Source organism: Winogradskyella litoriviva (genome assembly GCF_013249065.1).
Taxonomy (GTDB): Bacteria; Bacteroidota; Bacteroidia; order Flavobacteriales; family Flavobacteriaceae; genus Winogradskyella; species Winogradskyella litoriviva.
Window position 1 is genome coordinate 232,781 of sequence record NZ_JABRWQ010000002.1, and the last position, 26,541, is coordinate 259,321.

Genomic DNA, 26,541 nt, shown 5'->3' on the forward strand with positions numbered 1-26,541 from the left:
CTATGGAACAACAAAAACTAAATCCTGCTATCGTATACGTTTTGTCAATTATTGGTCTTTTATGCTGCTGTTTTGGAGGACTAGGTATTCTACTTTCTGCACCAGCTTTTTTTATAGCTCAAAGTGGATTGAAAAAAGCCAGTGTTAGTCCAGATGACTATGAACCTGCGAGCGTAAAAGCAATGAATACTGCTAAAATAATAGCATTAGTTGTTACTATTATCTGTGGAATTACCTTATTGTATAATATTTACGATCTATCAACTGGTGGATGGGAAGCAAGACAAGAAATGATTAATGAATTTATGCAAGGTTATCAAAAAGGTATGGAAGAGGCTGCCACCGAATAACAAAAAATTCATTTTATTTATAACAAAAAGAAGCGATTTTCTTAATTAAAAATCGCTTCTTTTTTTTATGATTTAATTCTACTCAGAATTATATTTCAAACGCTTTTAAAGTCTTTGTTATAATTGAAACACAATCTAATAATTGCTCTTTTGTCATCACTAAAGGTGGTGCAAAACGAATAATATTTCCGTGCGTTGGCTTTGCTAGCAATCCATTATCTCTTAATTTAAGACAGATATTCCAGGCGGTATCACTTTCTTCTGTGTCATTAATTAAAATGGCGTTTAATAAACCTTTTCCTCTTACGCTATTTACAATAGAACTTGTTTCAATAAATTTAGATAATTCTGCTCTAAATAATTCCCCTAATTCTTGTGCGTTATTTGCTAATTCTTCATCTTTTATAACCTCTAATGCAGCTATACCAATTGCAGCAGCAACAGGATTTCCTCCAAATGTACTTCCGTGGTTTCCTGGTTTAATAACATCCATAATATCATTATTTGCTAAAACAGCAGACACAGGATATGCTCCTCCAGATAAGGCTTTACCTAAAATTAAAATATCAGCTTTAACTTCTGGTGTGCCAGAACAATGCTTATCTGCACAGCTACAGTTACCACATGTTGCCAATAAACGACCTGTTCTTGCAATACCAGTTTGTACTTCGTCTGCAATAAATAAAACATTATATTTTTCACATAAAGCTTTTGCTTTGGCTAAATAACCTTCGCTTGGCACGTAAACGCCTGCTTCACCTTGAATTGGTTCTACTAAGAAACCTGCAACATTAGAATTAGCTTTTAAAGTATCCTCTAAAGCTTCTAAATTATCGTATTCAATTTTAATAAAACCATTAGTGTATGGTCCAAAGTTTTTACGAGCAACAGGGTCATTACTAAACGAAATAATAGTCGTTGTTCTTCCGTGGAAGTTATTTTCACAAACTACAATTTCAGCTTCATTCTCATCAATGCCTTTTACCTCATAAGCCCATTTTCTACAAAGTTTTAAAGCCGTTTCTACAGCTTCAGCTCCTGTATTCATTGGTAACAGTTTGTCGAAATGAAAGGTCTCAGTAGCATATTTTTCAAACTTACCTAACATGTCATTATAAAATGCTCTCGATGTTAAGGTTAAGGTTTTTGCTTGCTCAGTCATTGCACCAACAATTTTTGGATGACAATGTCCTTGGTTTACTGCAGAGTACGCAGAGAGAAAATCGTAATACTTCTTTCCTTCTACATCCCAAACAAAGACACCTTCTCCTCTACTCAATACTACAGGTAGTGGATGGTAATTGTGTGCACCATACTTGTTTTCTAAATCTATCGCTTGTTGCGATGTTACTTGGTCTAAAACAGCCATTTTAAAAATAATTTAAGGTTTATGCCTCTTTAGAAGGCATCGTTTAACAATGTTACACAATGCAAACATTAATAATTAAATCTCGCTTAACGAGTTCCTTATCTACCTTTATCCTTTCGAGAAGTCGAAAATTCAGCGTGGGAAAGAAATCATCCCTAGAGATCGCAAATTACTAAATTATAGTCTTCAAAAATAAATTAGTTCTTATTTTTTAACATCAATTTTTAAGATATATAACTTTTTTTTCAAAAAAAATCAATTCCTATGGAGCAGTTATAATTACACTTGCTACCACGATTTTAAAAGTTGAGATTTCGTAAAAAACAGACGCATCCATGTGTCTTTTAAAATTTTTAAGTGTCTCAAATATAAATCATTAACTATTCAACTTTAATTAACCCATGGACTATTTAACAGAATTATTTAACAACTTAACAGCATCATTTGGAGAAAGCTTATCTGGTGTAATTGCAGCAATTTTAATACTAATTATCGGTTGGTTTATTGCCGGTTTTGTAAAACGAATGACTACAAAACTTATTAAAAAAACTGGTATTGATGACAAACTAAAAAACTCAAAACTCAAACTATCATCATTTATTGGCAAACTACTTTACTTTTTGGTGATGATTTTTGTGTTTATGCTAGCGTTAGGAAAATTAGGATTAACTGATGTACTAGATCCTGTAAAAAACTTACTTAACGGATTTACAGATTACATTCCTAATATAATAGGTGCTGGTTTAGTAGCTTATATTGGTTATATGTTAGCAACAATTGTTTCTGAACTAGTAGAATTATCTGGTGATACTATTCAGAAATTTACGCCAAAACTAAAATTGCCAGAAAACATCAATGTGGTTTCAATTTTAAAGAAGGTTGTATTTATATTCATATTTATTCCTTTATTGATTTCTGCATTTCATATTTTAGATATGAAGGCGATTTCTGAACCTGCCACAACAATGTTAAGCTCATTTTTTGAAGCTATCCCTAGAATATTAGTAGCAACTATTATCATTTTAGTATTTGTTTTTGTTGGTCGTTTTGTAGCTCAACTTTTAAAAGAATTATTACAAAGTCTTAATGTAGATGGCTTGGTTGCAAAAATGAATATGACCGAATATGTTGGCACTAAAAGCGTAGCAAAACTGATATCTAACATTGCTTATGCTCTAATTGTTGTATTTGGTATGCTTACGGCTTTCGAAAAATTAGAATTCACACAACTCACAGAAATTATTGATACTGTTTTAGCATATGCTGGTAAAATATTATTCGGCATTGTAATTATTGGTTTAGGTTTAGTGATTTCTAACCTATTTAATAAAGCATTAAATAGCAAGAATAATCCTTTTGTTGTCTCTATTGTAAAAATTAGCATTATCGCTATCTTTTTAGCAATTGGTTTACGCTCTATGGGAATTGCAGACGAAATAGTAAACCTTGCTTTTGGTATAACACTAGGAACCGTGGCTCTAACAGTAGTTTTATCATTTGGACTTGGTGGTCGCGAAGCTGCCGGAAAACAAATGGGAAAAATCTTAGAAAAGTTTAATAAGAACTAATTTTTACCCTTAATTATTTAAAACGGCTTAGAGAAATCTAAGCCGTTTTTTCTTTACATTAAACTCAAAATTATTAGCATCATTTTCAACTTTACTATTCGCAAAATTGCAACTATCTTTGCAGCTTAATTAATATAAGAAATGCCAAGAAGAGAACGAAACAAATTTGTAAAACGCGGACAAATCATAGACATCTTAATAGAAGACTATGCCTTTGGTGGCAAAGGCATTGGTCGCATAAGAAATGAGCATGGCGAATTTGTTGTTTTTGTACCAAATACATTACCTGGTCAATTGGTAAAAACTCAAATTAAAAAAAGTAGTAAAAAATATGCAGAAGGAAAACTTTTTGAAGTATTGAAACCATCAGAAGATGAAGTTGACATGCCTTACCAAAGTATACCAGGTGCACCATATATTAATTTACCTATTGAAAAACAACACCAATACAAAAAACAAAGTACTTTAGAATTGTTTAAGCGTATTGGGAAAGTTGTAGATATAGAAGACAAGTTTGATGAATTTGTAACCTCACCAAATACGTTTCATTACCGAAATAAAATGGAATACGGTTTTTCTGCCATTGGATATGATCATGAGAAAAAAACTGATGTAGACGAATTTACACTTGGATTTAAAAAACGTGGTACTTGGTGGTGTGGTGATGATCTTAAAAAAGATTCTGGTTTATTTGATGCCGAATTTGAAAATCATCTAAAAGACATTAAAGCTTATTGTGTAAAAACTGGTTTAGCACCTTGGCATCCTCCTAAACGCGAAGGTTTCTTTCGCTATTTTGTTGTTAGAAAATCTTATAAAACCAACCAGTTATTATTTAATTTAGTAACAACATCATACGATTTACCACAATTTGATTTAGATAAATTTGCTAATTATTTAGTAGAATTATTTGGTGATCGTGTTGCGGGATTATTGCATACTATAAATGATGAAACAGGAGATAGAACTATTGCAACAACAGGAACAATTTCTTTAGTTTATGGTGAAGACAAAATTGTAGAAGAATTATTAGATTTAAATTTTGAAATTAGCATGAAAAGCTTTTTTCAAACCAACCCAAAGTGTGCTGAAAAACTATATACTAAAGTGGTCGATTATGCTTTAGAAAATAAGGAAGCCGTTGACAATACAGTTGTTTTAGATTTATTCTGTGGAACCGGAACCATTGGGCAAATCATAGCCAACAAGGCTAAAAACACAAAAATTGTAGGTGTAGATATTGTTGCAGCAGCTATAGAAGATGCTAAAGAAAATGCAAAACGCAATAATATTGAAGGCTTAAAGTTTTATGCCGCAGATGTTGGTAAATTTTTAACAGAACATCCTGAATACACCAACAAAATAAGAACCATTATTTTAGATCCGGCAAGAGCTGGCATTGCACCAAAAACTCTTAAAAAAATAATAAACCTAAAGGCAGAACGTTTGGTTTATGTATCTTGTAATCCGGCAACCCAAGCAAGAGATACTGAGCAGTTGATGGATGCAGGTTATACTATTAAAAAGTTAAGTTTAGTTGACCAATTTCCGCATACGGCTCATATTGAAACGGTTGTTTTATTTGAAAAAAATTAAATGAAAAACATCAAATTCATCATTTTATTTATTGCTATTTCACTTATAAATTGTGAGCGCGATGATATTTGTGCCTACACAACATCTACAACACCTCGTTTAATTATTGGATTCTACGACACGGATAATCCAGATGATTTAAAAGACGTACCTAAACTAACGGTTTATGGAGAAGGGATTTTTACAGATGAAAATGGAGTTACCACACCACCAACCGAATCATCTGACAGTATTATAGCAGTTTATAACGAGGCTGAAGAGATAGATGATGAACCTTCTTATGTCTTTAACATAAACACTGACAAAATAGCTTTACCATTAAAAATAGGCGACTTACCAGAAGGAGAAAATTTTATTACAACACGTTATATTTTAGAGAAAAACACCAATTTAAGACTTGATGGAACTGGAGAATCTAGTCTCGAAGTTTTAGAAATTAGATATAATACAGAATTGGTTTATGTATCTAGAGCATGTGGTTATAAAAGTACCTTTACAAATTTAGGAATTTCCAGAGATGCAGCCGTTGATAGTGATTCTTGGATTGCTAATATAATTATTGAAGAAAGTATTGAAAGTACAGTAGAAAATGAAAACACAACACATTTACGTATCTATCATTAGCAGCCTAATAATAGTGCTATTGTTTTCTACAATGGCTTATGCGCAAGAAAAGAATAAAACAGTTAACGATACTTTAATTTACAAACAAAAGTACGGACTAAGACTTGGTGCTGATATTAGTAAATTAGCTCGCACCTATTTTGAGGATGATTATTCTGGTTTTGAAATAATGGGAGATTATCGTCTTACCAAACGCATTTATATTGCAGGAGAAATTGGAAACGAAGAAAAAACACTCGAAACTGATTATATTAACAATACTACCAAAGGAAGTTATTTTAAAGGTGGAATTGATATGAACTTCTATAAAAACTGGCTAGACATGGAGAACATGATTTACGCAGGTTTTAGAATTGGCGCAAGTACATTTAGTCAGACTTTGAATAATTATACGGTTTATGACGTGTATAACCAATACTGGAATAATCCATATACAGTTACCGAAGGTGAAGAATTTTCTGGTCTTACGGCACTTTGGACCGAACTTCAAATAGGCTTAAAAGCTGAACTTTTCAATAACTTTTTTGCTGGAATCAATTTTCAATTAAAAATTTTAATTACTGATAAAGAGATTAATAATTACGAGAATCTCTATATTCCTGGTTATAACAGAACTTATGATAGTAGTGCTTTTGGTGGTGGTTTTGGATTTAACTTATCTTACTTAGTTCCTATTTTTAAGAAAGATAAAGTAGTAATCCAAGAAAAAGAGATTGAGGAATAACTGAATGTCATTTGGACAGAGTGAAGCATGAACGACGAGAAATCACGTACTCCTAATAAGTCAACAATTATCAACAAAAACCGCTATGTGATATCTCACTATCGTTCGATATGACGTACTCGTCATTTCGACAGGGCGAAGAATGAGTGACGAGAAATCACAGAATACTAATAAACCAATAACAAATCTTAAATAACTTCATTATTTAAAGTTTCCCATTTTGGATTAAATTCAGATATTAAATTGTTCTTTTTCTCTCTTCGCCATTTTTTTAATTCTTTCTCTCTCGCTATTGCAATTGTTGAAGAATCAAATCCCTCGTAATAAATAAGATAAATACAATTATACTTGCCTGCAAAAGACTTTTTTGCATTTTGACTATCAAAATAATGTTGATCTAATCTTTTTTGTAAATTATTAGTAATACCTATATAAAGCGTCGTTCTGTATTGATTGGTTAGGATATAAACAAAATAATTTTGTAGCATTTTTAAATATACCACTTTTAAAACATTACTTATGAGATGTTTAAGCTATTGCAATAAATTTGACATCCTAAATAAATTCTGATTAAATTGAAATTAATACTCAACTTTTGAGGATGATACGATATCTCACTATCGTTTGATATTACGTACTCGTCATTTCGACAGAGCGAAGCATGAGCGACGAGAAATCGCATACCACTAATAAATCAACAATTATCAACAAAAAACGCTATGTGATATCTCACTAGCGCTCGATATGACTAAGTTTTGTCATTTCAACATAGCGAAGAATGAGCGACGAGAAATCACATTCTACCAATAATTCAATAATTATCAACTAAAACTATTATGCTGTATCTCACTATCATTCGATAAGACTAAACTTCTCTACTTTAAATACTCTAAAACATTAGCTTCTATTCTACTCTGAATATCTGAAACATCTGCTTTTACAAATTTATCGCCTGTGATGTTTTCATATAATTCTATATAACGCTCGCTTACGGATTCTATATATTCATCACTCATAAAAGGTACTGTTTGCCCTTCTAAACCTTGAAAATCATTAGCAATTAGCCACTGTCTTACAAACTCTTTTGACAATTGCTTTTGAGGCTCACCTTTATCTTGACGTTCTTGGTAACCATCTGCATAGAAATAACGTGATGAATCTGGCGTGTGAATTTCATCTATCAATACTATTTTACCTTCTTTTGTTTTACCAAACTCGTACTTAGTATCTACTAAAATTAATCCTCTTGCTGCTGCTATTTCTGTTCCTCTTTGAAAAAGTTTTTTTGTATAATCTTCTAACACCAAATAATCTTCCTCTGAAACTATACCACGTTTTATAATATCTTCTCTAGAAATATCTTCATCATGATCACCCATTTCTGCTTTTGTAGCTGGTGTGATAATGGGATTTGGAAACTTGTCGTTTTCCTTCATCTCTTCTGGCATTGGCACTCCACAAAGCACGCGTTTACCAGCTTTATACTCTCTTGCTGCATGGCCAGACATATAACCTCTTATAACCATTTCTACTTTAAAAGGCTCGCACAAATGACCAACAGCAACATTAGGATCTGGTGTTGCCACTAACCAATTTGGCACCAAATCTTCAGTTTCTTTCATCATTTTGGTTGCAATTTGGTTTAGAATTTGCCCTTTGTACGGAATTCCTTTTGGCATTACTACATCAAAAGCACTTAAACGGTCTGTGGCAACCATTACTAATTGCTCATCGTTAATATTATAAACGGCTCTGACTTTTCCTTTATAAAAACTTTTTTGATTAGGAAAATTGAAATTGGTGTCTATTATAGTATTATTCATTTTTACTGCTTTTAGCTAATGGGTTTTAGCTAGTTGTTTGTTTTGATTTTTAATTTATGGTAAAGCCCTAGCCCAGATTGCAGCGTCATCCTTTTTGTTTATTGACTGAACGAAGTAGAAGTCAGTAAATAAAAAGATATAGCGGAAAGCTGGAAATAGCTTCTTAAAAAATTAATCTCTATTTTCAATACTTTTATAGGCTGCTATGACTTTCTTAACTAATTTATGACGAATAACATCTTTATCATCTAAATAAATCATCCCAATACCTTCAACATCTTTTAGCACCAAAAGTGCTTCTTTTAACCCAGAAATAGAACGACGAGGCAAGTCTACTTGTCCTGGATCGCCTGTTAAAAGAAACTTAGCATTTTTTCCCATACGTGTTAAAAACATCTTCATTTGGGCATGTGTGGTGTTCTGCCCTTCGTCTAAAATAACAAAGGCATTGTCTAATGTACGACCACGCATAAAGGCTAATGGTGCAATTTGAATAACACCTTTTTCTATATAATTATCTAACTTTTCTGCCGGAAACATGTCTCGCAATGCATCATATAATGGTTGCATGTATGGATCTAATTTTTCTTTTAAATCGCCTGGCAAAAATCCAAGATTCTCACCTGCCTCTACAGCAGGTCGTGTTAATATTATTCGCTTTACTTCTTTATTCTTTAATGCTTGTACTGCTAAAGCAACACCAGTATAGGTTTTACCTGTACCTGCAGGACCAATTGCAAAAACCATATCATTTTTACGCATACTTTCTACCAACTTTCGTTGATTGGCAGTTTGGGCTTTAATGAGTTTTCCGCCAACACCATGCACAATAACTTCTCCGCTTTTGGTAGATGTGGTATAATCATCACTACTCTGACTGGTTAAAACACGCTCTATAACATTTTCATCTAACTTATTGTATTTAGCAAAATGTTTAATTAGCATAGTCATTCTACGATCAAACTCTTCGAGTAAATCTTCATCACCATAGGCTTTTATTTTATTACCTCTGGCTACAATTTTTAGTTTTGGAAAATACTTTTTAAGTAATGCAATATTTGCATTTTGCGCACCGAAGAATTCTTTTGGAGTAATTTCTTCGAGTTCTAGTATAAGTTCGTTCAAAAGCGTGCTTTATTTAGTGCGTTAATCTGTTTTCTTTTCTTAATTTTGTACATAGTTGCGTACACACAAAGCTAATAATTTTACAATCATAAATTTCAAAAAAATATCAACAATCAATCCATGGCAATAATCACTTTAACGACTGATTTTGGAGAAAAAGACCACTTTGTTGGTGCCATAAAAGGCGCTATTTTTAGTGAACTTGAGGAGATAAATATTGTTGACATTTCGCATTCCATTTCACCATTTAATATTTCTGAAGCGGCATATATTATACAAAATGCTTATAGTAGTTTTCCTAAAGGAACAATACATTTAATTGGTATAGATTCTGAGTTAAGCCCTGAAAACAAGCATATTGCAGTAAAACTAGATGATCATTACTTTATATGCGCTAATAATGGAATTATGAGTATGATATGTACCGAAATTGTACCAGAGAAACTTGTAGAAATTAATATCCACGACAGAGTTGAGACCAATTTCCCGGTTCTAGATATTTTTGTAAAGGTAGCTTGCCATATTGCTAGAGGTGGAACTTTAGAAGTAATCGGAAAAGTTATTAACACTATAAAGCCTATTAAGAATTTAATTCCGTTTATTAATGACGAGCAGAACCAAATTATTGGCAGTGTTATATATATTGATAATTACGGAAATGTAGTTACCAATATTAAACGTAAATTTTTTGAACAGATACAAAAAGGAAGAGCTTACCAAGTTTTTGCAAGAAATCATAAATTTGAAAAAATCTATAATAGATTTAGCGATATAATTGATTTTGAAATTGAAGAATCTAAACGCAATGTTGATGGTAAAGGACTGGTTGTTTTTAATTCTTCTGGTTACATTGAAATTGCTGTTTATAAAAGTAATTGTACAACCGTAGGAGGCGCTTCTACCTTAATGGGTTTGAAAAATATGGATACGGTAACTATTAATTTTTTAAATGCCTAGATTTTGTTAGTAAGAATTGTAAAACTGAGTTTTGACCCTTTTAAAATTGACGAATTCTTAGCTAATTTTGAAATTGTAAAAGATAAGATTAGAACTTTTGAAGGTTGCCAATTTTTAGAGCTATATAGAGACAAAAATAACACCAACATCTTTTTCACGTATAGTTATTGGGACTCTGAAGATGCTTTAAATAATTACAGAAATTCTAATTTATTTAAAGCGGTTTGGTCTAAAACAAAACCTTTGTTTAACGGAAAACCTGAAGCTTGGAGTGTGCATAAATTGGCAAGTTTGAAATGATAACTATGACGAAAAACAAATCATTAAGTCGGAATGACCTTTTTATACAAGCAGCCAATATTTTTGTGTTAACAGTGGCTTTATGCTTAATTAGTATCATAACTATTGGAGCTGGCCATGGAACAACTATTCCCGCTAAAATAATCTTTCCTTATGCTTACTTAGTTGTAAATTTTATAAATAGCATAAATAACTTTATATATTTTTTAGCTCTTATACAAATACCTACTTACGGGATTATATTCTATAATAAACCAAAATATATGAAGTGGATATTAGTTATGCACATAATAGCTACTATATTTGTTTTAATTAATTAGTCATTTAATCAATGTTAGCAATACTTAAAAAAGAAATAAACACCTTCTTCGCCTCACCAATAGGCTATTTAGTTATTGGTGTATTTTTATTACTCAACGGTCTATTTCTTTGGGTTTTTAAAGGCGAATTCAATATTTTAGATAATGGTTTAGCCAGTTTATCTTCCTTCTTTTTATTGGCTCCTTGGATTCTTATTTTCCTTGTACCAGCAGTAACGATGCGTAGTTTTAGCGATGAGAAAAAACAAGGCACTTTAGAGTTATTAGTTACTAAACCTATTTCGCATTTTCAAATCGTATTAGGAAAGTATTTTGGTGCTTTTATTTTGATTTTAATGGCTTTGGTTCCTACTTTATTATATGTTTACACTGTTTCTCAGCTAGGAAATCCAGAAGGCAACTTAGACATGGGAAGTACAATTGGGTCGTATTTTGGATTGTTGTTTTTAATTGGTGCTTACACTGCCATTGGTGTATTTGCTTCTACGTTGTCAGACAATCAAATTGTGGCCTTTATAATTGCTGTTTTTATCTGTTTCTTTTTCTACTTTGGTTTTGAAGGTGTATCTAACTACAACCTCTTTAACAATCTTGTTTATATGGAAAATCTCGGAATGTCTGCACATTACAATAGTATGAGTCGTGGTGTTATTGACACAAGAGATTTGGTCTACTTTATAAGTATTGCTTTAGCCTTCTTACTATTTACAAAACTTAGAATTCAAAAACAATAACATGATAATTACACCTTTACTCATTATATTTTTAATCGTTGTTTTTGTTCTACTATTTTTATTTTTAAAAACTGTAGATAATCGCAAATGGCTAACTGCTATAATCAGTTTGGTATTAACACCTTTTGTGTTTTTCTTTATGTTTTATCCGTTTTTAAATATTATTAGTAATTATCATCATCAAAAATATTTTAACAGTGAAGCTTGGATTGAAAAACCAGCTTTACGATACGAAATGATTGACAATACTATTGAGACTGACACATTAATTGGGTCATCAAAAGAAAAAATAACAACACTTCTAGGAGAAGCCGAATGGCTTACTTGGGATGATGAAAAAAAAGCACATGATTCTGATAAATGGAATTACGGACTTGGCATAGAACCAGGTGCTTTTAACGACCAAAAAGATTGTGTTGAAATAACTTTTAAAGATGATAAAGTTGTTGCCGTAAAACCTTATCAAGAAGAAATAACCTTCGAGAATGAAAAAGAATAAATCTATACTATATATTATCGCAATTGTTGTAGGGCTTGTTATTGTTAATGCAATATCGAGTTCTGTTTATCATCGATTTGATCTTACTAAAGACCATCGCTACACGCTTTCAGATGCTTCAAAATCATTAATAAGTGATTTAGATTCTCCTTTGATTATCGATGTGTTTTTAGAAGGTGATTTTCCTTCAGAATTTAGACTACTTCAAACGGAAGTAAAACAAATGGTAGAAGAATTTCAACTAGAATCTAACCAAATATTTGTTAATTATATAGATCCAGTTAAAGACGAAGCTACACGACAACAATATATAGAAGAACTCACAAATGCAGGATTAGAACCTTATATAAATACAGATAATAGTACAGGTAAAGTAACACAAGACATTATTTTTCCGTGGGCTTTTGCGAGCTACAAAGACCAAACTTTAAAAATTCCACTTCTAAAACGAAGCATTACCCTTGGATTACCAGAACAAATAAATAATTCTGTTCAGTCCTTAGAATATGCATTTGCCGATGGGTTTAGTAAACTGGTTAAGGCAAAAGAAAAAAAGGTTGCTATACTAAAAGGTAATGGGCAATTAGGTGACATTTACATTGCAGATTTTCTAAAAACCATTAAGCCATATTACAATTTAGCTCAATTTACATTAGATAGTGTTACTACAAATCCTCAAGGCACTTTAGACAAATTAAAGACATATGATTTAATAATATCTGCAAAACCAAGCGATGCATTTTCTGAAAATGAAAAGCTTGTTTTGGACCAGTACACTATGAATGGAGGAAAAAGTCTTTGGCTTACAGAATCTGTAGTTATGGATAAAGATAGCCTATACAATGCTACAGGAACTGGTGTTTCTATTATGCGCGATTTAAAGTTGAATGATTTCTTCTTTAAATATGGTGTTCGTGTTAATCCTACATTAGTAAAAGACTTATACTCTGCTCCTATTATGTTATCTATTGGAGAAGGTAGTCAGGCACAAATGCAACCCATTCAGTGGCAATATTCACCATTAGCTGCCTCTAACCCAAATCATCCTATTACTAAAAATTTAAACTTGGTAAAATTTGATTTTGCTAGCCCTATTGACACCTTAAAAAATGGAATTAAAAAAACGATATTACTACAAAGTTCACCTAAATCAAAAACAGAAGGTGCACCAACAACCATTTCTTTAGATAACGTAACACAAGCACCAGACGAAGCATCTTATAACTTAGGACCACAAAACTTAGCTGTATTATTAGAAGGAGAATTTTCTTCTGTTTACGACAAACGTGTATTACCTTTTAAGGTTAAAAATTATAAAGAGAAAAGCGTTACAACTAAAATGGTTATTATATCTGACGGTAATGTTGTAAAAAATGAAGTCATAAAAAACAGACCTTTAGAATTAGGGTTTGATCAATTTACCGGAAAATCTTTTGGAAACAAAGAATTTCTGCTAAACACGGTGAATTATCTTTTAGACGACACAGGACTTATAAACCTTAGAGCAAAAGAAATAAGTGTAGCTTTTTTAGCATCAGATAAAGTAAAAGACAATAAAGGAACATGGAAATTTATAAATATTGCTTTACCTCTTATTTTATTAGGCATATTTGGATTTCTTTTTAATTATTTACGAAAGCGTAAATACACATCCTAAAAAATAATACAATTAAATTACAAATTGTGTATTCTTAAGTCTATTTTGTTAATAAGTTTCTTTTATTAAACCCTTGTATTAAGATATATTTGTAAGACGAATTAAAAGTATAAAACACCATTATTTAGTATGAAGCATCTAATTAAAAGGGCTAATTTATTTCTCTAAATCCCTTAAAGATGTTACATGTGACCAATAAAAACCATTAATAAAAAAACACATGAAATTTATTGTTTCAAGCACTTATTTATTAAAACAACTTCAGGTATTAGGAGGTGTTATAAATAACAGTAATACACTTCCAATTTTAGATAATTTCTTATTTGAACTTAGCCAATCAAAGTTAACGATATCAGCGAGTGATTTAGAAACTACAATGTCTGCTACTATTGATGTTGAAAGTGATTCTGAAGGAAGCATTGCATTACCAGCAAGATTACTTTTAGATACATTAAAAACATTTCCTGAACAACCATTAACATTTGTTGTTGAAGAAAACAATACAGTAGAAATAAGTTCTAACCATGGTAAATATGCGCTAGCTTATGCTGATGGTGCAGAATTTCCAAATGCGGTTTCAATTGAAGATGCCAGCACTACGACCATAATGGGAGATATTTTAGCAACGGCTATTAGCAAAACTATTTTTGCTGCTGGTAATGATGATTTAAGACCTGTAATGAGTGGCGTGTTCTTTCAGTTTTCTCAAGATAACTTAACGTTTGTAGCTACAGATGCTCACAAATTAGTTAAATATACTAGAAATGATGTGAGTGCAACAGAAACGGCAGAATTCATTATGCCTAAAAAACCTTTAAATCTTTTAAAAGGAATTTTAGCAGGAAGTGATGACGATGTTTTAGTGGAATACAACGAATCTAATGCAAAATTTACTTTTGAAAATTCGGTATTGATTTGTCGTTTAATTGATGGTAAATACCCTAATTACGAAGCTGTAATACCTAAGGAAAATCCAAACAAATTAGTAATAGACAGAACACAGTTTTTAAATTCTGTACGTCGTGTTAGTATTTTCTCTAATAAAACCACACACCAAATTAGACTTAAAATTGCTGGTGCAGAATTAAATATTTCAGCTGAAGATATCGATTACTCTAACAAAGCTGAAGAACGTTTAACGTGTGATTACCAAGGCGATGATATGCAAATTGGTTTTAACTCACGTTTCTTAACAGAAATGATTAATAATTTAAACTCAGATAACGTACAATTAGAAATGAGTTTACCAAATAGAGCTGGTATCTTAACACCAATTGATGGTTTAGATGAAGGCGAGTTTGTAACTATGCTAGTTATGCCTGTAATGCTCAACAATTAAGCGATTCTTGCGAATTAATTAATTCAACTAAAAAAGGCTCACCAATTGGTGAGCCTTTTAAATTCCATTTCTTTTAATATCTAACTAATAAAATTAATAGACAATGGATAGCTTGGTAATTCGCCATTACTAGCTTTAATGGCATTTATAATTGGCATCACAAACACCAATATTCCTATAAGTATCAAGGTTAAAATGCCTAGTCCTAATGCAAATATTAGAGGTATACTTAATATGGAATAGACAAACATACTTATTTGAAAATTCAATATAGCTTTACCATGAGCATCCATACCTTCTACATGTTCTTTTTGAGTTACCCAAAGAATTAATGGAGCAATTAAACCTCCAAAAACTGTAGCATAAGTTAGTAATTGCGATAAATGCGTAATGACTAATAATTGATTGTCTGTGCGTTTAAGCGTGTGATAATTTGATTCCATGATTAATGATTTTACACTAATAGGACGCAAATTGAATAAAAATGTTACAAAGTGATATTCAAATTAACACGAAGAACAACTTCCATCCTCTTTTTTCACTCCTAATTTCATCAAAATTGTCTCTAATAAGCACCATTTTGTAAATGCAGACTGAATTAAATTTAAGCCAATAAATACAGTAAACCACATCCAATTTGGATTAACATATACGGTTAAAACAACGCTTAATAGCACCATAAAACCCACAATTACTCTAAAATATGTATTTAACATTTTAATTATTTTTTAATTTATACAAATTTTTCAATAGGAACTACAATCGCCTTTATAGGATTGTTAGTTTCTAAATTTTTATTAAATTCTTTTATAGCTTCAAACAAGGCATCAATGCGCTCTTCATCAGTAAATGAAAAGAACATACTAGATTCATTTCCTCCTTTTTCTGCAGGAAACCAATTAGAAGCCATTAATAAAGACGAACTATTTTTATGTCCATCAATTTCAGAACTACTAAAGTTTTCAATATCTGCCTTTTTAAAAAGTTTTAAAACTTCTTTTTGATATTGCTCTACTGCTGTAACTATGACTAATTTCATATGTTTCTATTTTATACAACCTGCAAGTTTTACCAACCATGCTGGTTTAGTTTTCAATCTTTCATACCTGCAAGGTTTTGGAAACCTTGCAGGAAAAACTCGACTTACTTATAATTCTTCTTCTCTATCATATAATACACTAATGGCACAACCAATAATGTTAATACTGTGGACACAATGGTTCCTCCCATTAATGAAATGGCTAATCCTTGGAAAATTGGGTCGAACAAGATGACAAATGCTCCAATAACAACTGTTCCTGCTGTTAGTAAAATTGGTGTTGTTCTCACAGCTCCTGCTTCAATAGCTGCTTGTTTTAATGGTATACCTTCAGCTGTTCTTAAGTTGATAAAGTCTATTAGTAATACTGAATTTCTTACCATGATTCCTGCTAAAGCAATCATCCCTATAAATGAAGTTGCTGTAAAAAATGCTCCCATTATCCAGTGTCCTAAAATGATACCAATTAATGACAATGGAATCGCCACCATCATCACTACAGGTGCTTTAAAGTTTTGGAACCATCCAACAATTAAGATATAGATAAGGATTATGGCTCCTAAAAAGGCGATACCTAAATCTCTAAAGACTTCTAATGTAATTTGCCATTCTCCATCCCATTTTACAGTATAATCATCTTCAAATTCAGGCTGACCTAAATACATCTCATTAATCTCATAGCCTTGTGGTAGTGAAATTTCTTTCAACTTCTTTTCCATTCCTAAAATGGCATACGCTGGACTCTCTAATTCTCCTGCCATATCAGCCATCACATAAACCACGCGCTTTTGATTTTTGTGGTAAATGCTTTTTGCAGCAGTATTTTGAGAAATATCTACTAAATCTGAAATTGGTACCATATTTCCCATTTTAGATTTCACCTTTAATTGCGAAATATCAGTAATAGTAGATTTCTCCTTTTCATCTAAAGCTAATACCAAACCAATTTGGTTTACAGCATCTTCATCATATAAATTAGTTATTGCTCTATTAGATAATGCCATATTCATAGTGTAAGCTATTTGTTGTGGCGCAACTCCGTATAACATCGCTTTTTCTTTATTAATATCAAATTGATATTCCGTTTGGTCATCTTCAACCATCCAATCAATATCAACAACATCATCTGTATTCTTTAATATATCTTGAACACTGTTAGCTACTCTAATTTGCTCATCATAATCAGGTCCATAAACTTCTGCAACAATAGTTGACAATACTGGTGGTCCTGGTGGTACTTCTACCAACTTTACATTGGCATTATATTTTGCTGCTATTTTCTGAATATCTGGACGTAGTAATTTTGCAATATCATGACTCTGCGCAGAACGGTCTTCTTTAGACAATAAATTCACTTGAATATCTGCCATATTACTTCCGCCACGCAAATCGTAATGACGTACTAATCCGTTAAAAGTAATTGGTGCAGACGTCCCAACATAATTTTGGTAATTAACCACTTCTGGTCTATTAGATAAATATTGAGAAATCTCTTGAGCAACTACACCTGTTCGTTCTAGGGTTGTACCTTCTGGCATATCAATCACCACCTGAAATTCATTCTTATTATCAAAAGGTAACATTTTCACTGCAACTGAATTGGTAAAAAACAATGCCATAGTTCCTAATAATACAGCGAAGGTTCCCAATAAAAATAACCATCGTTTTCCTTTACTTTCTAAAAGAGGTCTTTCAAACTTATTGTAAACTCTATAAATAAGCGTGTCTTCTATTGCTTTTTCAGGTTTTTCTTCTTCACCTTTCTTGTCCTTCTCTCTTAAGAAAATATAACCTAAATATGGTGTAATAGTTAACGCTACAAATAACGATAAAATCATGGCTATAGATGCTCCAATTGGCATAGGTGCCATATATGGTCCCATTAAACCAGAAACAAAAGCCATTGGTAATACAGAAGCAATTACCGTAAACGTTGCTAAAATAGTTGGGTTACCTACTTCGTTTATGGCATATAAAGCGGCTTGTTTAAATGGTAAGCGTTTCATTTTAAAATGCCTATGCATGTTCTCGGCAATAATAATGGAATCATCGACCACAATACCTGTAACAAATACTAAAGCAAATAAGGTGATTCTGTTCAACGTATAATCCATCATGTAGTAACTCAACAACGTTAATGCAAACGTAATTGGCACTGATAGAAATACAACTAAACCACCACGCCAACCCATGGCTAACATTACAACAATGGTTACCGCAATGATAGAGCCTATAAGGTGCAATAATAATTCTGATACTTTATGAGATGCAGTTTCTCCGTAATTTCTTGTGATTTCTACATGGACATCATCTGGAATTAAAGTAGTACGTAAATGGTCTACCTTATCAATGATTACTTCTGCAATTTTCATAGCATCTGCGCCTTTTCTTTTGGCAACAGAGATAGTAACTGCAGGATATTCGGATTTATATTCAGCAGATGCTTCACTTCCTTTTCCAAAACCTAAACTCACATAATTTTGAGGTACTTCTGGTCCATCAATAATTTTGGCGACTTGCTTTAAATAAATCGGTTGATTCTGTTGCACACCAACCACTATATTTTCTACATCTGTAACCGATTCTAAAAATTTCCCAGTGTTTACCAAAAACTCTGTATCACTTTTATCAAAACTTCCAGCACTTAATTGACTGTTGTTGGCCTTAATCATTTCGGAAACCGACAAGAAATCTAATCCGCTCGCTGCTAACTTATCCTTATCTAAAACCACACGTAACTGACGATCTCTTCCTCCTATTTTGTGGGTAATAGCAACATCATTTACCTTTTTAATTTCGGCTTCTAATTCTTGAGCCATTTGGTTGAGTTGGTAATCGTCGTAATTCTCACTCCACAAGGTTAAACCCAGCATTGGCACATCGTCAATAGCTCGTGTTTTCACTAAAGGAAACGTAACGCCAGCTGGCATTTGGTCCATGTGTTTATTGATTTCGTTGTACATCTTTACAAACGAACGCTCAATATCTTCACCTACATAGAACTGTACGATTACCATACCTTGCTCTTTCATAGACGTAGAATACACATATTCTACACCTTTAATATTTGAGATTAATTGCTCTAAAGGCTTAATAACTCGAGACTCTACTTCTGTAGGACTTGCGCCAGGATAACCTACAAAAATGTCTGCCATTGGCACATCGATTTGCGGTTCTTCTTCACGCGGAATTAAAAACGAACTATATACACCAACCACCATAAATACAATCATCAAAAGCACTGTAAGCTTCGATTGCATAAAGACTTTGGCGATTTTACCTGCGATTCCTTCTTTCATAATTGGCCCCTTTTAATTTCCCCAAAGGGGAAAAACTGTTTTGGGATTTTTTGAGTTAATAATATTTTTAAGCCCCTTTAATTCCCCAAAGGGGAAAATCATTATGGGATAAACTGAAAACTGTTACTTTTACTGCTTTCTCTTATTTGTGTTATTCTTTTATTTTACTTGACCCGATACTGAAAACTGCGACTGTTTACTGAACACTGATTTTAGCACCATTGTATAGCTTTCCTTCTGCTGATACGATATAAGCTTCATCTCCATTTAAACCCGATAATACTTCTACTTGGTCTCCAAAGGTTCTTCCTAAACGTAACCAACGTAATAATGCTGTATTACTTTGGCTTACAGTATATACACCAGATAATTGTCCGTTTGTTATAATAGCATCCGTTGGAATTAAAACCATTGCTGTCGCTGCCTTTCTTTCTACAGGAAATTGCACTGTTGTAAACATGCCAGATAAAATGTTAGCATCTGTTTTGTCTAATGCTATTTTTACTAAATATTGTCCGCCTGTATTTTTGGCAGATGTACTTACTTCGGCTACTTGTCCTTTTAAGGTTTGATTAATTGATTTCACCAATACGTCAACAGTAGTTCCTTTTTTAATCGCAGAAATTTCAGATTCTGGTACCATGGCCATTACTTCAAAATGTCCTGGCGTTTCAATACTAATTAATGGTGCGCCTGGATTTGCCATATTACCAGCTTCTACATTTTTACTTGTAATGGTTCCGTTAAAAGGTGCTGTAATATTACTATATGTAAATTGTGCATTGACTTCATTTTTCATTTGGTTAGCAGATTCTAATCGTGCTTTTGCCATTTCATAATTAGCCGTCATATCATCCATTTCTTTCTGAGATGCGCTATTCTCTGCAAATAAATTCTTAAATCGATTGTAATCTTTTTGTGCATTATTAAAAGCAGCTGTTGCTTCTGTAATACTTGCATTTACTTGTGCGCGTTTGGCTTGCAAATCGCTATTATTAATAGACACTAATAATTGTCCTTTACGTACTTTATCACCAACATTAACATGTACTTTGTTTACATAACCCATCATTCTAGTACTTAAATCTGCACTATTTGCAGCTTGAATTTTTCCACTAACCGCTAAAAACGGACTATTGGTATTAGCTTCTACCTGACTGGTTTTTACAACAATTGCTGGCGAATTATCTTCAACTCCTTTTTTATCTTCACTTCCGCAGCTTGTTATAAAAAATGCTGTTGCTGTAAGCGTTAGTAAATAAATATATTTTTTCATTTTGATTGTTTTTATGTTGACACCTACAAGGTTTTAGAAACCTTGCAGGAAAAATTATTCTTTAGTTAAAAATTGTAAATAAGCTTGTGCGTAATTGTATTCAAAAATAGTTTGATAATACTCTAATTGTTTTTGAGCATATTGTGTTTCAGCTATCAATAAATCAGACGTTTTTTCTAATCCTTCTTTAAATCTATTGGTTCTAATTCTTAAAGATTCTTCAGATTGTTCCAAGGCTAAAGTGTTTAACTGTAATTTATTTTCGGCATCCATAAATGCACGTTTCGCTTTGTTTAATTCTAAATTACTTTGTGATACATATTGCTTGTATTCTAGTTTAGATTTTTCAAATTCAGCTTTACTCTTTTGGGCTTTTCCAAAACGTTTAGACCCTTGAAAAACATCCCAACTTAATTGTGCTCCAAATAAATAACCATTAGCGTCGGCTTGAAAAATTTGGTCATCGTACAACTCATAACTACCAAATGCATTCAATCTTGGAAGAAATGCCATTTTATCAGCTTTATTCATAGCTTCATAAGCGTTAGAGGCTAATTGCATGGCTTTAATATCTGAACGATTTTCGGAAATTGATTTATCATTAATTGTAGTTGTTGTAATCTCTAACTCATCTGTTGGTGTATAAATCACATAACTTTCATCATTCATTAAAAATGATAAATAATTTGAGGCATTCTGCACATTGCTTTTTGCTGATTGTAATTGATTTTTTACCTCAGTAACACGTACTTCAACATTTAGCACATCTGCACGTTGCAAATACCCTTGTTTAAAACTATTATCCGCCAATTTTTTATTAGCATTTGCCGCTTCTAAAGCCGTTTCTAAAACTTCTACTGCTTTATAAGCTAATTGCAATTGCATGTATGCTTTCTCCACTTCAAAAGCTAAATAGTCTTGTGTGCGCTCCGTCTTTAAAGACATTGCTTCCATTTTAGATTTAGCCGCTTTACGTTGATACATACCATCAAAATTGATTAATGGTTGTTGAATTTCGAATTTAGTTGCGTAGTTTTCAATCTGCGAAGGGTCATTTAATAGCGCAGGATTAAAATCGTTTTGTGTTAAAATTTCCTGATTTAATTTAGAACCAAAAGCCATTAAAGGATTAGTTGTCGCTATAGCTGTATGACTAGCTGTAATGTTTGGTAAAAACACAGCATTGGTTTGTCTAAAATCTGCTTTGGCTTGTTTAAACTCTTCTTCAGAAATTTTAATACTGGTGTTGTTCTCCGAAACTTTAGTTAAGACTTCAGTTTTAGTAATGGAAACAACATTTTGAGCCTTCACTGACAAAGAGAGAGCTAAAAAAAATAGAGATTTGTAAATATATTTTTTCATTAATTATAATTTTACAATGCAAACATAGTTTAATGTTAAATTGAAGTTTGTAACCAATGTTACTTGGCGTCCTTTTCCTTTTATAATTGTCTCTATCTCTGGCTTTATAAAAAATGGGACTAGAATTAATAAAGCACATATAATTGCAAAACCAAAAGCTATTATTCTTTTAGTCCATTTTACTTTTATCAATTTTTGGTAAACGGCTGTTACGATTTTCCAATGTAAAAAAACATGAATTATCAATAATCCAAACAACACAAAACCTAAAATAAGATGAATCATTCCCCATTGATGCCTGTCCATATTTAGAAAATAAAGTTCTACATTTTGTCCATACACCTCTTTTCTATCTTGACCTGATAATAGGGTATATTTAATTAGAAACCCAATACCAATAATTGCAGACATACACAAGGTCATCGTTGCATTAAGTATAAAATTCCAAAAAGGTTTCCGAATTGATTTGACAGACTTTTTCATTGTGTTCATACTATTGTGAATTACGATTAAAAGTATCTACTGTAAAGAGACGCTACAATGATATTGGTCATATACTTTAATATGGATAAGACTTTGAATACAAATAAAGTATCTAAATAAAAAAGTTTGGCTTGTTATGACCCAACTAAATACAACCAAGAATAACTAAGCTTTATTAAAACTGATAGGTAACACCAAAAACCCAATAAAATGAATTTTCTAAATCCTCTTCAAAAACGGCATCATCTACTGCTAATGTTGCCGGGTTTTGAGGTAAAACATACGCAGGCAAAAATGAAAATAGCCATGGTTCGTTTACATACCATATTGGCAAACTAAACTCTATTGCCAATAGACCAAACTTTTCACTTTCTGTAAAATTAATATTGGTTGCTGTTGTCTGAGTTAAATTGTTATTTCCTTGGCCGTGTTGAACTCTACCATTACCAAAACGGTTGTTTATATAATATTGCTCATAAAAATTTTGAGAGCCAAAATATAAGCCAGCTGTTGGTGAAATTTGAAATTTTTTATTTTTTGAAACAATATCATGGCTAATTTCTGATGATAAAAAGACATCTAAATTACTATCTGAATTAAAATATAGACTTGAAGCTATTCCTAAATTAACAACATTAAAATCATATATTAATTGAGTTGTAATGTCTGACTCAACTTCAGAAATCACATTATAACTATCTTCATTGAAGAAATATTTAGTAATAGATATATCACCTTCAAACTTTTTTATAGAGAAATCAAAACCTACAGTAATCAAAAACAAATCCACTCTACTTTCATCAATTTTAGTAAGATATGAGAATGAACCAGTACCATAAAATCCTGATTTATGATGATAGGTAACTGAAGGATATAGATAAGGATTAGAAATAGAATCTTTTCTTCCCATAAAAACCGCGTCACTAATAAAATTAACATCAACTGACATATAAGATGAATCTTTTTCCGTTTCGTTTTGACCAATCACTATACCAACACAAAAAAATGCTATTACTCCAATTAGAAATTTAATTGTTTCGAATTTCATGATAAGGCACGTTTAAGAAAAAAAGGTTTTTGGAACTATACCAAAAACCTTTTTTGTTATTAACTATTTAGTTCCCTTTTTATTGATTTTCTTTTGAATTTTAGGCTTTTTTTGAACCTTTTTCTTCATTGTTGTTTTCTTATTCACCATTTTACGATGTTGATAGGTGTTTTTAAACATTTCACCTTCCATATTTAAACATTCACCTTCTCGAAGTTGTAATTTTTTGCCCTCTCTTGTTTGATACGAACCATCAGGATTTACAGTAGTGCCATTGTCAAGATTAAGTTTTTGTTGTAATCTATTTTGCGATTGGTTTCTAATTTGAACCATTTCACCATCAACTAGCATATAGTGAACTCTATTTTGGTTTCTTTCTTGAACTTGAGCTTCATTTAATCCTTTACTTTCTTGTTGAATTTTGTATCTATACTGATATTCATTGCGATACATAATTCCATCATTATCCAAACATTGTCCATCTTTTAAACGTAATCTGTCCTTATCTTTTGTTAAATAAGTACCATCTACACTTACTACTGTACCATCATTTAATGTTACATCATTTTGTAAACGTAAATGAGCGCGTTCTCTAACTTCTAACATTTCTCCATTAACCATTACAAGTTTTGTGCGATCTTGATCTTGGATTCTATCCTGATCTCTTTCTTGAGCGATTATAGCTGTTGCCCCTAAAACAACAAAAGCTATAGTTAAAACTATTTTTTTCATTTTACTCGAGTTAAATATTCATATATATAAATATATAATAATGAATCATTTAAAGAACTGACATCTATCAGTTCATCTAAGTATAAAGGGGTTATGTTACAATTATTACAAACAAAAAAGCACTCCTAAAGAGTGCTTAAAATATAAATTGACCAATTATTAATTACATTGTTCTTGATTACTTGTAATAATTAAATCGAATTCATCTTGAGATATAAATTGCGGTATATAAATATTACCTCCATTCTCAATACCTTGAATAAAACTTCTTAAATGATTTCTTGAGCCACATTGCAGACTTTCAAATACAACTATTAAATCAGGATGTGTTGTAACATCTAAATAAACTTGTAAGTCTTTTATGTCTACATCTTCTATTGTTGCTCCTATTTGCATGCTGTTAGCCACACTAACAGCGCCATCAATTACAAATTGATCATAAAAATTTTGAAGGGTTTGGTTTTCAAATTCACCTGCAGGTTGAATATCATATTCAATATTATTTTGAATTAATAAATCTTCGACCATATTCATATGTGCTTGCTCACTGTCTTTAATATTAGCAAACTGATTTATAGACCATAAATCAGTTAAATAGATATAAGTATCTCTGGCAAGTTTTTCTTCTTCGAGCATATATAACAAGGCAGTTTTATCTTCTAATGAGAGTGTTTGGTTTGTTGTATCATCATCATTATCATCACTACAAGCAGAAAAAAACGTTAGCGAAAAGATTAATACTAAAATAGAAGTTACTCGGAATAATTGTGATGCTTTCATTTTATTAAAACTTTTATTCACATATAAAACTAGACAATAAACCTAAGGCTATCAGCAACTTAAGTTACACAAAAAAGTCACTTATAATTGCTTATAAATGCCTTTTAACTAACCAACCAAAAACTGACAACCTCATAAGTTCACTTTTCTAGTGTCTCCTAATCTAACAATTACAACTATCGTTTTTATAAATTCTGATAATTGATTATAAGAAAGAATTCACCTTTATAAATCTTTAATATTTTGAGTTTTTTTGGGGCACAAATTTTATTTCTTTTTATTACTTAATCAAATTAATAAAAAACCTAAAACCCATTTGATATTACAAAAATAAACTTACAAAAAATAGAACTAAGTAACCAATATTACCAAGCAGAGTAGGATTTTTATTTTTATAAAAAATATAACTTAACAGTTATTGAAAAACCTCAATAAAACCAATGCTTTTTAAGGATAAATTCTATTTATTTTGATTCGCTTTAGTTAAAAATTCAGTACATTTGATATTCATATTTTTTGGAAATTACAATGCCATGAAAACCTTAGAAATTGCAAAATCAAGTCTTGAAAAAAAAGGCTATTTAGATATTGAAACTCCTGATATAGATTATGTAAAGGAGATACAAAAATTAAAGAAAGAAAAGAACGCTGTTTTATTAGCGCATTACTATCAAATTGACGAGATACAAGAGATTGCAGATTTTGTTGGAGACAGTTTAGCATTGGCACAAAAAGCTGCCAAAACCGATGCAGACATGATTGTTTTTGCAGGTGTTCACTTTATGGCAGAAACCGCTAAAATCCTAAATCCAACTAAAAAAGTAGTGTTACCAGATTTATTAGCTGGTTGCTCTTTAGCGGATTCTTGTCCTCCAGATAGATTTTCAGAATTTAAAAAACAGCATCCAGACCATTTGGTTGTTACCTACATTAATTGTTCGGCAGAAATAAAAGCATTAAGTGATTATGTTTGCACCTCATCTAATGCGAGAAAAATAATTGATTCCATACCACAAGACCAACCTGTTATTTTTGCACCAGATCGTAATTTAGGTGCATATCTCAACAAGGAAACTGGCCGAAATATGTTGCTTTGGGATGGCGCTTGTATTGTACACGAAGCTTTTTCAATGGAGAAATTACTGAATCTCTTTAAAGAACATCCAGATGCAGAATTAATTGCACATCCAGAATCAGAGGCTCATATGTTAAAAGTAGCAAAGTATATTGGTTCTACAGCTGGTCTTCTAAATTATGTAAAAAATAGTGATAAGAAAAAATTTATAGTTGCAACTGAAGCTGGCATCTTATTTCAAATGATGCAAGAGAATCCGGAGAAACACATTATACCTGCTCCTGCTGAAGAAGATAATACCTGTGCGTGTAGCGAATGTGCTTTTATGAAAATGAATACTTTAAAAAAACTGTATCTATGCCTTAAACATGAATTACCAAGCATAGAAGTTGATGCAGAATTAGCAAAAAAAGCCATAATTCCTATTAACAGAATGTTAGAGCTTTCAAAATAAACCGATAA

The 26,541-nt window shown here is 31.7% G+C and carries 26 protein-coding genes; 12 read left to right on the forward strand and 14 right to left on the reverse strand.

Annotated features, from left to right (window positions below):
• Positions 1-2 precede the first annotated feature (2 nt).
• Entirely contained in the window at positions 3-350 is a 348-nt protein-coding gene (locus tag HNV10_RS04995; protein ID WP_173300256.1) for a CCC motif membrane protein, read from the forward strand.
• An 88-nt stretch (positions 351-438) separates the two neighbouring features.
• On the opposite strand, the gene rocD is transcribed toward HNV10_RS04995, so the two are convergent.
• Positions 439-1,719: an ornithine--oxo-acid transaminase gene (gene rocD, locus HNV10_RS05000; protein ID WP_173300257.1), complete on the reverse strand. Its 1,281-nt coding sequence runs from the start codon at positions 1,717-1,719 to the stop codon at positions 439-441.
• 401 nt (positions 1,720-2,120) lie between these two features.
• Between rocD and HNV10_RS05005 the strand changes: the two genes are divergently transcribed.
• The 4 genes from HNV10_RS05005 to HNV10_RS05020 all read left to right on the forward strand — a co-directional run bounded on the left by HNV10_RS05005 (position 2,121) and on the right by HNV10_RS05020 (position 6,231).
• The gene (locus HNV10_RS05005; RefSeq protein ID WP_173300258.1) at positions 2,121-3,287 is read left to right on the forward strand and encodes a mechanosensitive ion channel; all 1,167 of its coding nucleotides are present in this window, start codon (positions 2,121-2,123) and stop codon (positions 3,285-3,287) included.
• Between the two features lie 141 nt (positions 3,288-3,428).
• Positions 3,429-4,883 carry a 23S rRNA (uracil(1939)-C(5))-methyltransferase RlmD gene (rlmD, locus tag HNV10_RS05010; RefSeq protein ID WP_173300259.1) on the forward strand — a complete coding sequence of 485 codons (1,455 nt, stop codon included), beginning with the start codon at positions 3,429-3,431 and terminating at the stop codon, positions 4,881-4,883.
• Positions 4,884-5,507: a DUF6452 family protein gene (locus tag HNV10_RS05015; protein ID WP_173300260.1), complete on the forward strand. Its 624-nt coding sequence runs from the start codon at positions 4,884-4,886 to the stop codon at positions 5,505-5,507.
• Positions 5,473-6,231 carry a DUF6048 family protein gene (locus HNV10_RS05020; protein ID WP_241695459.1) on the forward strand — a complete coding sequence of 253 codons (759 nt, stop codon included), beginning with the start codon at positions 5,473-5,475 and terminating at the stop codon, positions 6,229-6,231. The genes HNV10_RS05015 and HNV10_RS05020 overlap by 35 nt, the downstream gene beginning before the upstream one ends.
• 188 nt (positions 6,232-6,419) lie before the next feature.
• Here the strand turns inward: HNV10_RS05020 and HNV10_RS05025 are convergent, their stop codons facing one another.
• The 3 genes from HNV10_RS05025 to HNV10_RS05035 form a co-directional block, all read right to left on the reverse strand.
• Positions 6,420-6,734 carry a GIY-YIG nuclease family protein gene (locus tag HNV10_RS05025; protein ID WP_394353346.1) on the reverse strand — a complete coding sequence of 105 codons (315 nt, stop codon included), beginning with the start codon at positions 6,732-6,734 and terminating at the stop codon, positions 6,420-6,422.
• Positions 6,735-7,106: 372 nt separating this feature from the next.
• Positions 7,107-8,054: a phosphoribosylaminoimidazolesuccinocarboxamide synthase gene (locus HNV10_RS05030; RefSeq protein WP_173300262.1), complete on the reverse strand. Its 948-nt coding sequence runs from the start codon at positions 8,052-8,054 to the stop codon at positions 7,107-7,109.
• A gap of 171 nt (positions 8,055-8,225) precedes the next feature.
• Positions 8,226-9,179 carry a PhoH family protein gene (locus HNV10_RS05035; RefSeq protein ID WP_173300263.1) on the reverse strand — a complete coding sequence of 318 codons (954 nt, stop codon included), beginning with the start codon at positions 9,177-9,179 and terminating at the stop codon, positions 8,226-8,228.
• Between the two features lie 120 nt (positions 9,180-9,299).
• On the opposite strand from HNV10_RS05035, the gene HNV10_RS05040 reads away from it, so the two are divergent.
• The 6 genes from HNV10_RS05040 to dnaN all read left to right on the forward strand — a co-directional run bounded on the left by HNV10_RS05040 (position 9,300) and on the right by dnaN (position 14,985).
• A complete protein-coding gene (locus HNV10_RS05040) occupies positions 9,300-10,136 on the forward strand; it encodes an SAM hydrolase/SAM-dependent halogenase family protein (protein WP_173300264.1) in 837 nt (278 codons plus the stop codon).
• Positions 10,137-10,139: 3 nt separating this feature from the next.
• The gene (locus HNV10_RS05045) at positions 10,140-10,436 is read left to right on the forward strand and encodes a putative quinol monooxygenase (protein ID WP_173300265.1); all 297 of its coding nucleotides are present in this window, start codon (positions 10,140-10,142) and stop codon (positions 10,434-10,436) included.
• 331 nt (positions 10,437-10,767) lie between these two features.
• Positions 10,768-11,490, forward strand: a complete 723-nt coding sequence (gene gldF / locus HNV10_RS05050) for a gliding motility-associated ABC transporter permease subunit GldF (RefSeq protein ID WP_173300266.1) — start codon at positions 10,768-10,770, stop codon at positions 11,488-11,490.
• Between the two features lies 1 nt (position 11,491).
• Positions 11,492-11,989 (forward strand): hypothetical protein, encoded by a 498-nt coding sequence (locus tag HNV10_RS05055; RefSeq protein WP_173300267.1) that lies wholly within the window; start codon positions 11,492-11,494, stop codon positions 11,987-11,989.
• Positions 11,976-13,646, forward strand: coding sequence for a gliding motility-associated ABC transporter substrate-binding protein GldG (gene gldG, locus HNV10_RS05060; protein WP_173300268.1), 1,671 nt, complete (start codon positions 11,976-11,978; stop codon positions 13,644-13,646). The genes HNV10_RS05055 and gldG overlap by 14 nt, the downstream gene beginning before the upstream one ends.
• Positions 13,647-13,866: 220 nt before the next feature.
• Positions 13,867-14,985 carry a DNA polymerase III subunit beta gene (dnaN, locus tag HNV10_RS05065; RefSeq protein ID WP_173300269.1) on the forward strand — a complete coding sequence of 373 codons (1,119 nt, stop codon included), beginning with the start codon at positions 13,867-13,869 and terminating at the stop codon, positions 14,983-14,985.
• 80 nt (positions 14,986-15,065) lie between these two features.
• On the opposite strand, the gene HNV10_RS05070 is transcribed toward dnaN, so the two are convergent.
• From HNV10_RS05070 to HNV10_RS05115, 10 genes are all read right to left on the reverse strand, one after another.
• Positions 15,066-15,428, reverse strand: coding sequence for a DUF4870 domain-containing protein (locus tag HNV10_RS05070; RefSeq protein ID WP_173300270.1), 363 nt, complete (start codon positions 15,426-15,428; stop codon positions 15,066-15,068).
• A gap of 63 nt (positions 15,429-15,491) precedes the next feature.
• Complete coding sequence (locus HNV10_RS05075; RefSeq protein ID WP_173300271.1) at positions 15,492-15,701, reverse strand: YgaP family membrane protein; 210 nt, start codon at positions 15,699-15,701, stop codon at positions 15,492-15,494.
• A gap of 17 nt (positions 15,702-15,718) precedes the next feature.
• Positions 15,719-16,024 carry a hypothetical protein gene (locus HNV10_RS05080; protein WP_157362084.1) on the reverse strand — a complete coding sequence of 102 codons (306 nt, stop codon included), beginning with the start codon at positions 16,022-16,024 and terminating at the stop codon, positions 15,719-15,721.
• 104 nt (positions 16,025-16,128) lie between these two features.
• Positions 16,129-19,323, reverse strand: a complete 3,195-nt coding sequence (locus HNV10_RS05085; protein ID WP_173300272.1) for an efflux RND transporter permease subunit — start codon at positions 19,321-19,323, stop codon at positions 16,129-16,131.
• Positions 19,324-19,519: 196 nt separating this feature from the next.
• Complete coding sequence (locus HNV10_RS05090; protein ID WP_173300273.1) at positions 19,520-20,599, reverse strand: efflux RND transporter periplasmic adaptor subunit; 1,080 nt, start codon at positions 20,597-20,599, stop codon at positions 19,520-19,522.
• Between the two features lie 54 nt (positions 20,600-20,653).
• Entirely contained in the window at positions 20,654-21,961 is a 1,308-nt protein-coding gene (locus HNV10_RS05095) for a TolC family protein (protein WP_173300274.1), read from the reverse strand.
• 3 nt (positions 21,962-21,964) lie between these two features.
• On the reverse strand, positions 21,965-22,444 hold the full coding sequence (locus HNV10_RS05100; protein ID WP_173300275.1) for a DUF4405 domain-containing protein: 480 nt from the start codon (positions 22,442-22,444) through the stop codon (positions 21,965-21,967).
• Positions 22,445-22,619: 175 nt separating this feature from the next.
• Entirely contained in the window at positions 22,620-23,492 is an 873-nt protein-coding gene (locus HNV10_RS05105; protein ID WP_173300276.1) for a hypothetical protein, read from the reverse strand.
• 63 nt (positions 23,493-23,555) lie between these two features.
• The gene (locus HNV10_RS05110; protein ID WP_173300277.1) at positions 23,556-24,224 is read right to left on the reverse strand and encodes a DUF6799 domain-containing protein; all 669 of its coding nucleotides are present in this window, start codon (positions 24,222-24,224) and stop codon (positions 23,556-23,558) included.
• 159 nt (positions 24,225-24,383) lie between these two features.
• A complete protein-coding gene (locus HNV10_RS05115) occupies positions 24,384-25,004 on the reverse strand; it encodes a DUF2202 domain-containing protein (RefSeq protein WP_173300278.1) in 621 nt (206 codons plus the stop codon).
• A gap of 533 nt (positions 25,005-25,537) precedes the next feature.
• Between HNV10_RS05115 and nadA the strand changes: the two genes are divergently transcribed.
• Complete coding sequence (nadA, locus tag HNV10_RS05120; RefSeq protein ID WP_173300555.1) at positions 25,538-26,533, forward strand: quinolinate synthase NadA; 996 nt, start codon at positions 25,538-25,540, stop codon at positions 26,531-26,533.
• Positions 26,534-26,541: the final 8 nt, after the last annotated feature.

Bases quoted from the DNA above. Each gene is read 5' to 3' on its own strand.
- HNV10_RS04995 (WP_173300256.1), top strand. From the start codon at position 3: ATGGAACAACAAAAACTAAATCCTGCTATCGTATACGTTTTGTCAATT.
- rocD (WP_173300257.1), bottom strand. From the start codon at position 1,719: ATGGCTGTTTTAGACCAAGTAACATCGCAACAAGCGATAGATTTAGAA.
- HNV10_RS05005 (WP_173300258.1), top strand. From the start codon at position 2,121: ATGGACTATTTAACAGAATTATTTAACAACTTAACAGCATCATTTGGA.
- rlmD (WP_173300259.1), top strand. From the start codon at position 3,429: ATGCCAAGAAGAGAACGAAACAAATTTGTAAAACGCGGACAAATCATA.
- HNV10_RS05015 (WP_173300260.1), top strand. From the start codon at position 4,884: ATGAAAAACATCAAATTCATCATTTTATTTATTGCTATTTCACTTATA.
- HNV10_RS05020 (WP_241695459.1), top strand. From the start codon at position 5,473: ATGAAAACACAACACATTTACGTATCTATCATTAGCAGCCTAATAATA.
- HNV10_RS05030 (WP_173300262.1), bottom strand. From the start codon at position 8,054: ATGAATAATACTATAATAGACACCAATTTCAATTTTCCTAATCAAAAA.
- HNV10_RS05040 (WP_173300264.1), top strand. From the start codon at position 9,300: ATGGCAATAATCACTTTAACGACTGATTTTGGAGAAAAAGACCACTTT.
- gldF (WP_173300266.1), top strand. From the start codon at position 10,768: ATGTTAGCAATACTTAAAAAAGAAATAAACACCTTCTTCGCCTCACCA.
- HNV10_RS05055 (WP_173300267.1), top strand. From the start codon at position 11,492: ATGATAATTACACCTTTACTCATTATATTTTTAATCGTTGTTTTTGTT.
- gldG (WP_173300268.1), top strand. From the start codon at position 11,976: ATGAAAAAGAATAAATCTATACTATATATTATCGCAATTGTTGTAGGG.
- dnaN (WP_173300269.1), top strand. From the start codon at position 13,867: ATGAAATTTATTGTTTCAAGCACTTATTTATTAAAACAACTTCAGGTA.
- HNV10_RS05070 (WP_173300270.1), bottom strand. From the start codon at position 15,428: ATGGAATCAAATTATCACACGCTTAAACGCACAGACAATCAATTATTA.
- HNV10_RS05075 (WP_173300271.1), bottom strand. From the start codon at position 15,701: ATGTTAAATACATATTTTAGAGTAATTGTGGGTTTTATGGTGCTATTA.
- HNV10_RS05080 (WP_157362084.1), bottom strand. From the start codon at position 16,024: ATGAAATTAGTCATAGTTACAGCAGTAGAGCAATATCAAAAAGAAGTT.
- HNV10_RS05085 (WP_173300272.1), bottom strand. From the start codon at position 19,323: ATGAAAGAAGGAATCGCAGGTAAAATCGCCAAAGTCTTTATGCAATCG.
- HNV10_RS05090 (WP_173300273.1), bottom strand. From the start codon at position 20,599: ATGAAAAAATATATTTATTTACTAACGCTTACAGCAACAGCATTTTTT.
- HNV10_RS05095 (WP_173300274.1), bottom strand. From the start codon at position 21,961: ATGAAAAAATATATTTACAAATCTCTATTTTTTTTAGCTCTCTCTTTG.
- HNV10_RS05100 (WP_173300275.1), bottom strand. From the start codon at position 22,444: ATGAAAAAGTCTGTCAAATCAATTCGGAAACCTTTTTGGAATTTTATA.
- HNV10_RS05105 (WP_173300276.1), bottom strand. From the start codon at position 23,492: ATGAAATTCGAAACAATTAAATTTCTAATTGGAGTAATAGCATTTTTT.
- HNV10_RS05110 (WP_173300277.1), bottom strand. From the start codon at position 24,224: ATGAAAAAAATAGTTTTAACTATAGCTTTTGTTGTTTTAGGGGCAACA.
- HNV10_RS05115 (WP_173300278.1), bottom strand. From the start codon at position 25,004: ATGAAAGCATCACAATTATTCCGAGTAACTTCTATTTTAGTATTAATC.
- nadA (WP_173300555.1), top strand. From the start codon at position 25,538: ATGAAAACCTTAGAAATTGCAAAATCAAGTCTTGAAAAAAAAGGCTAT.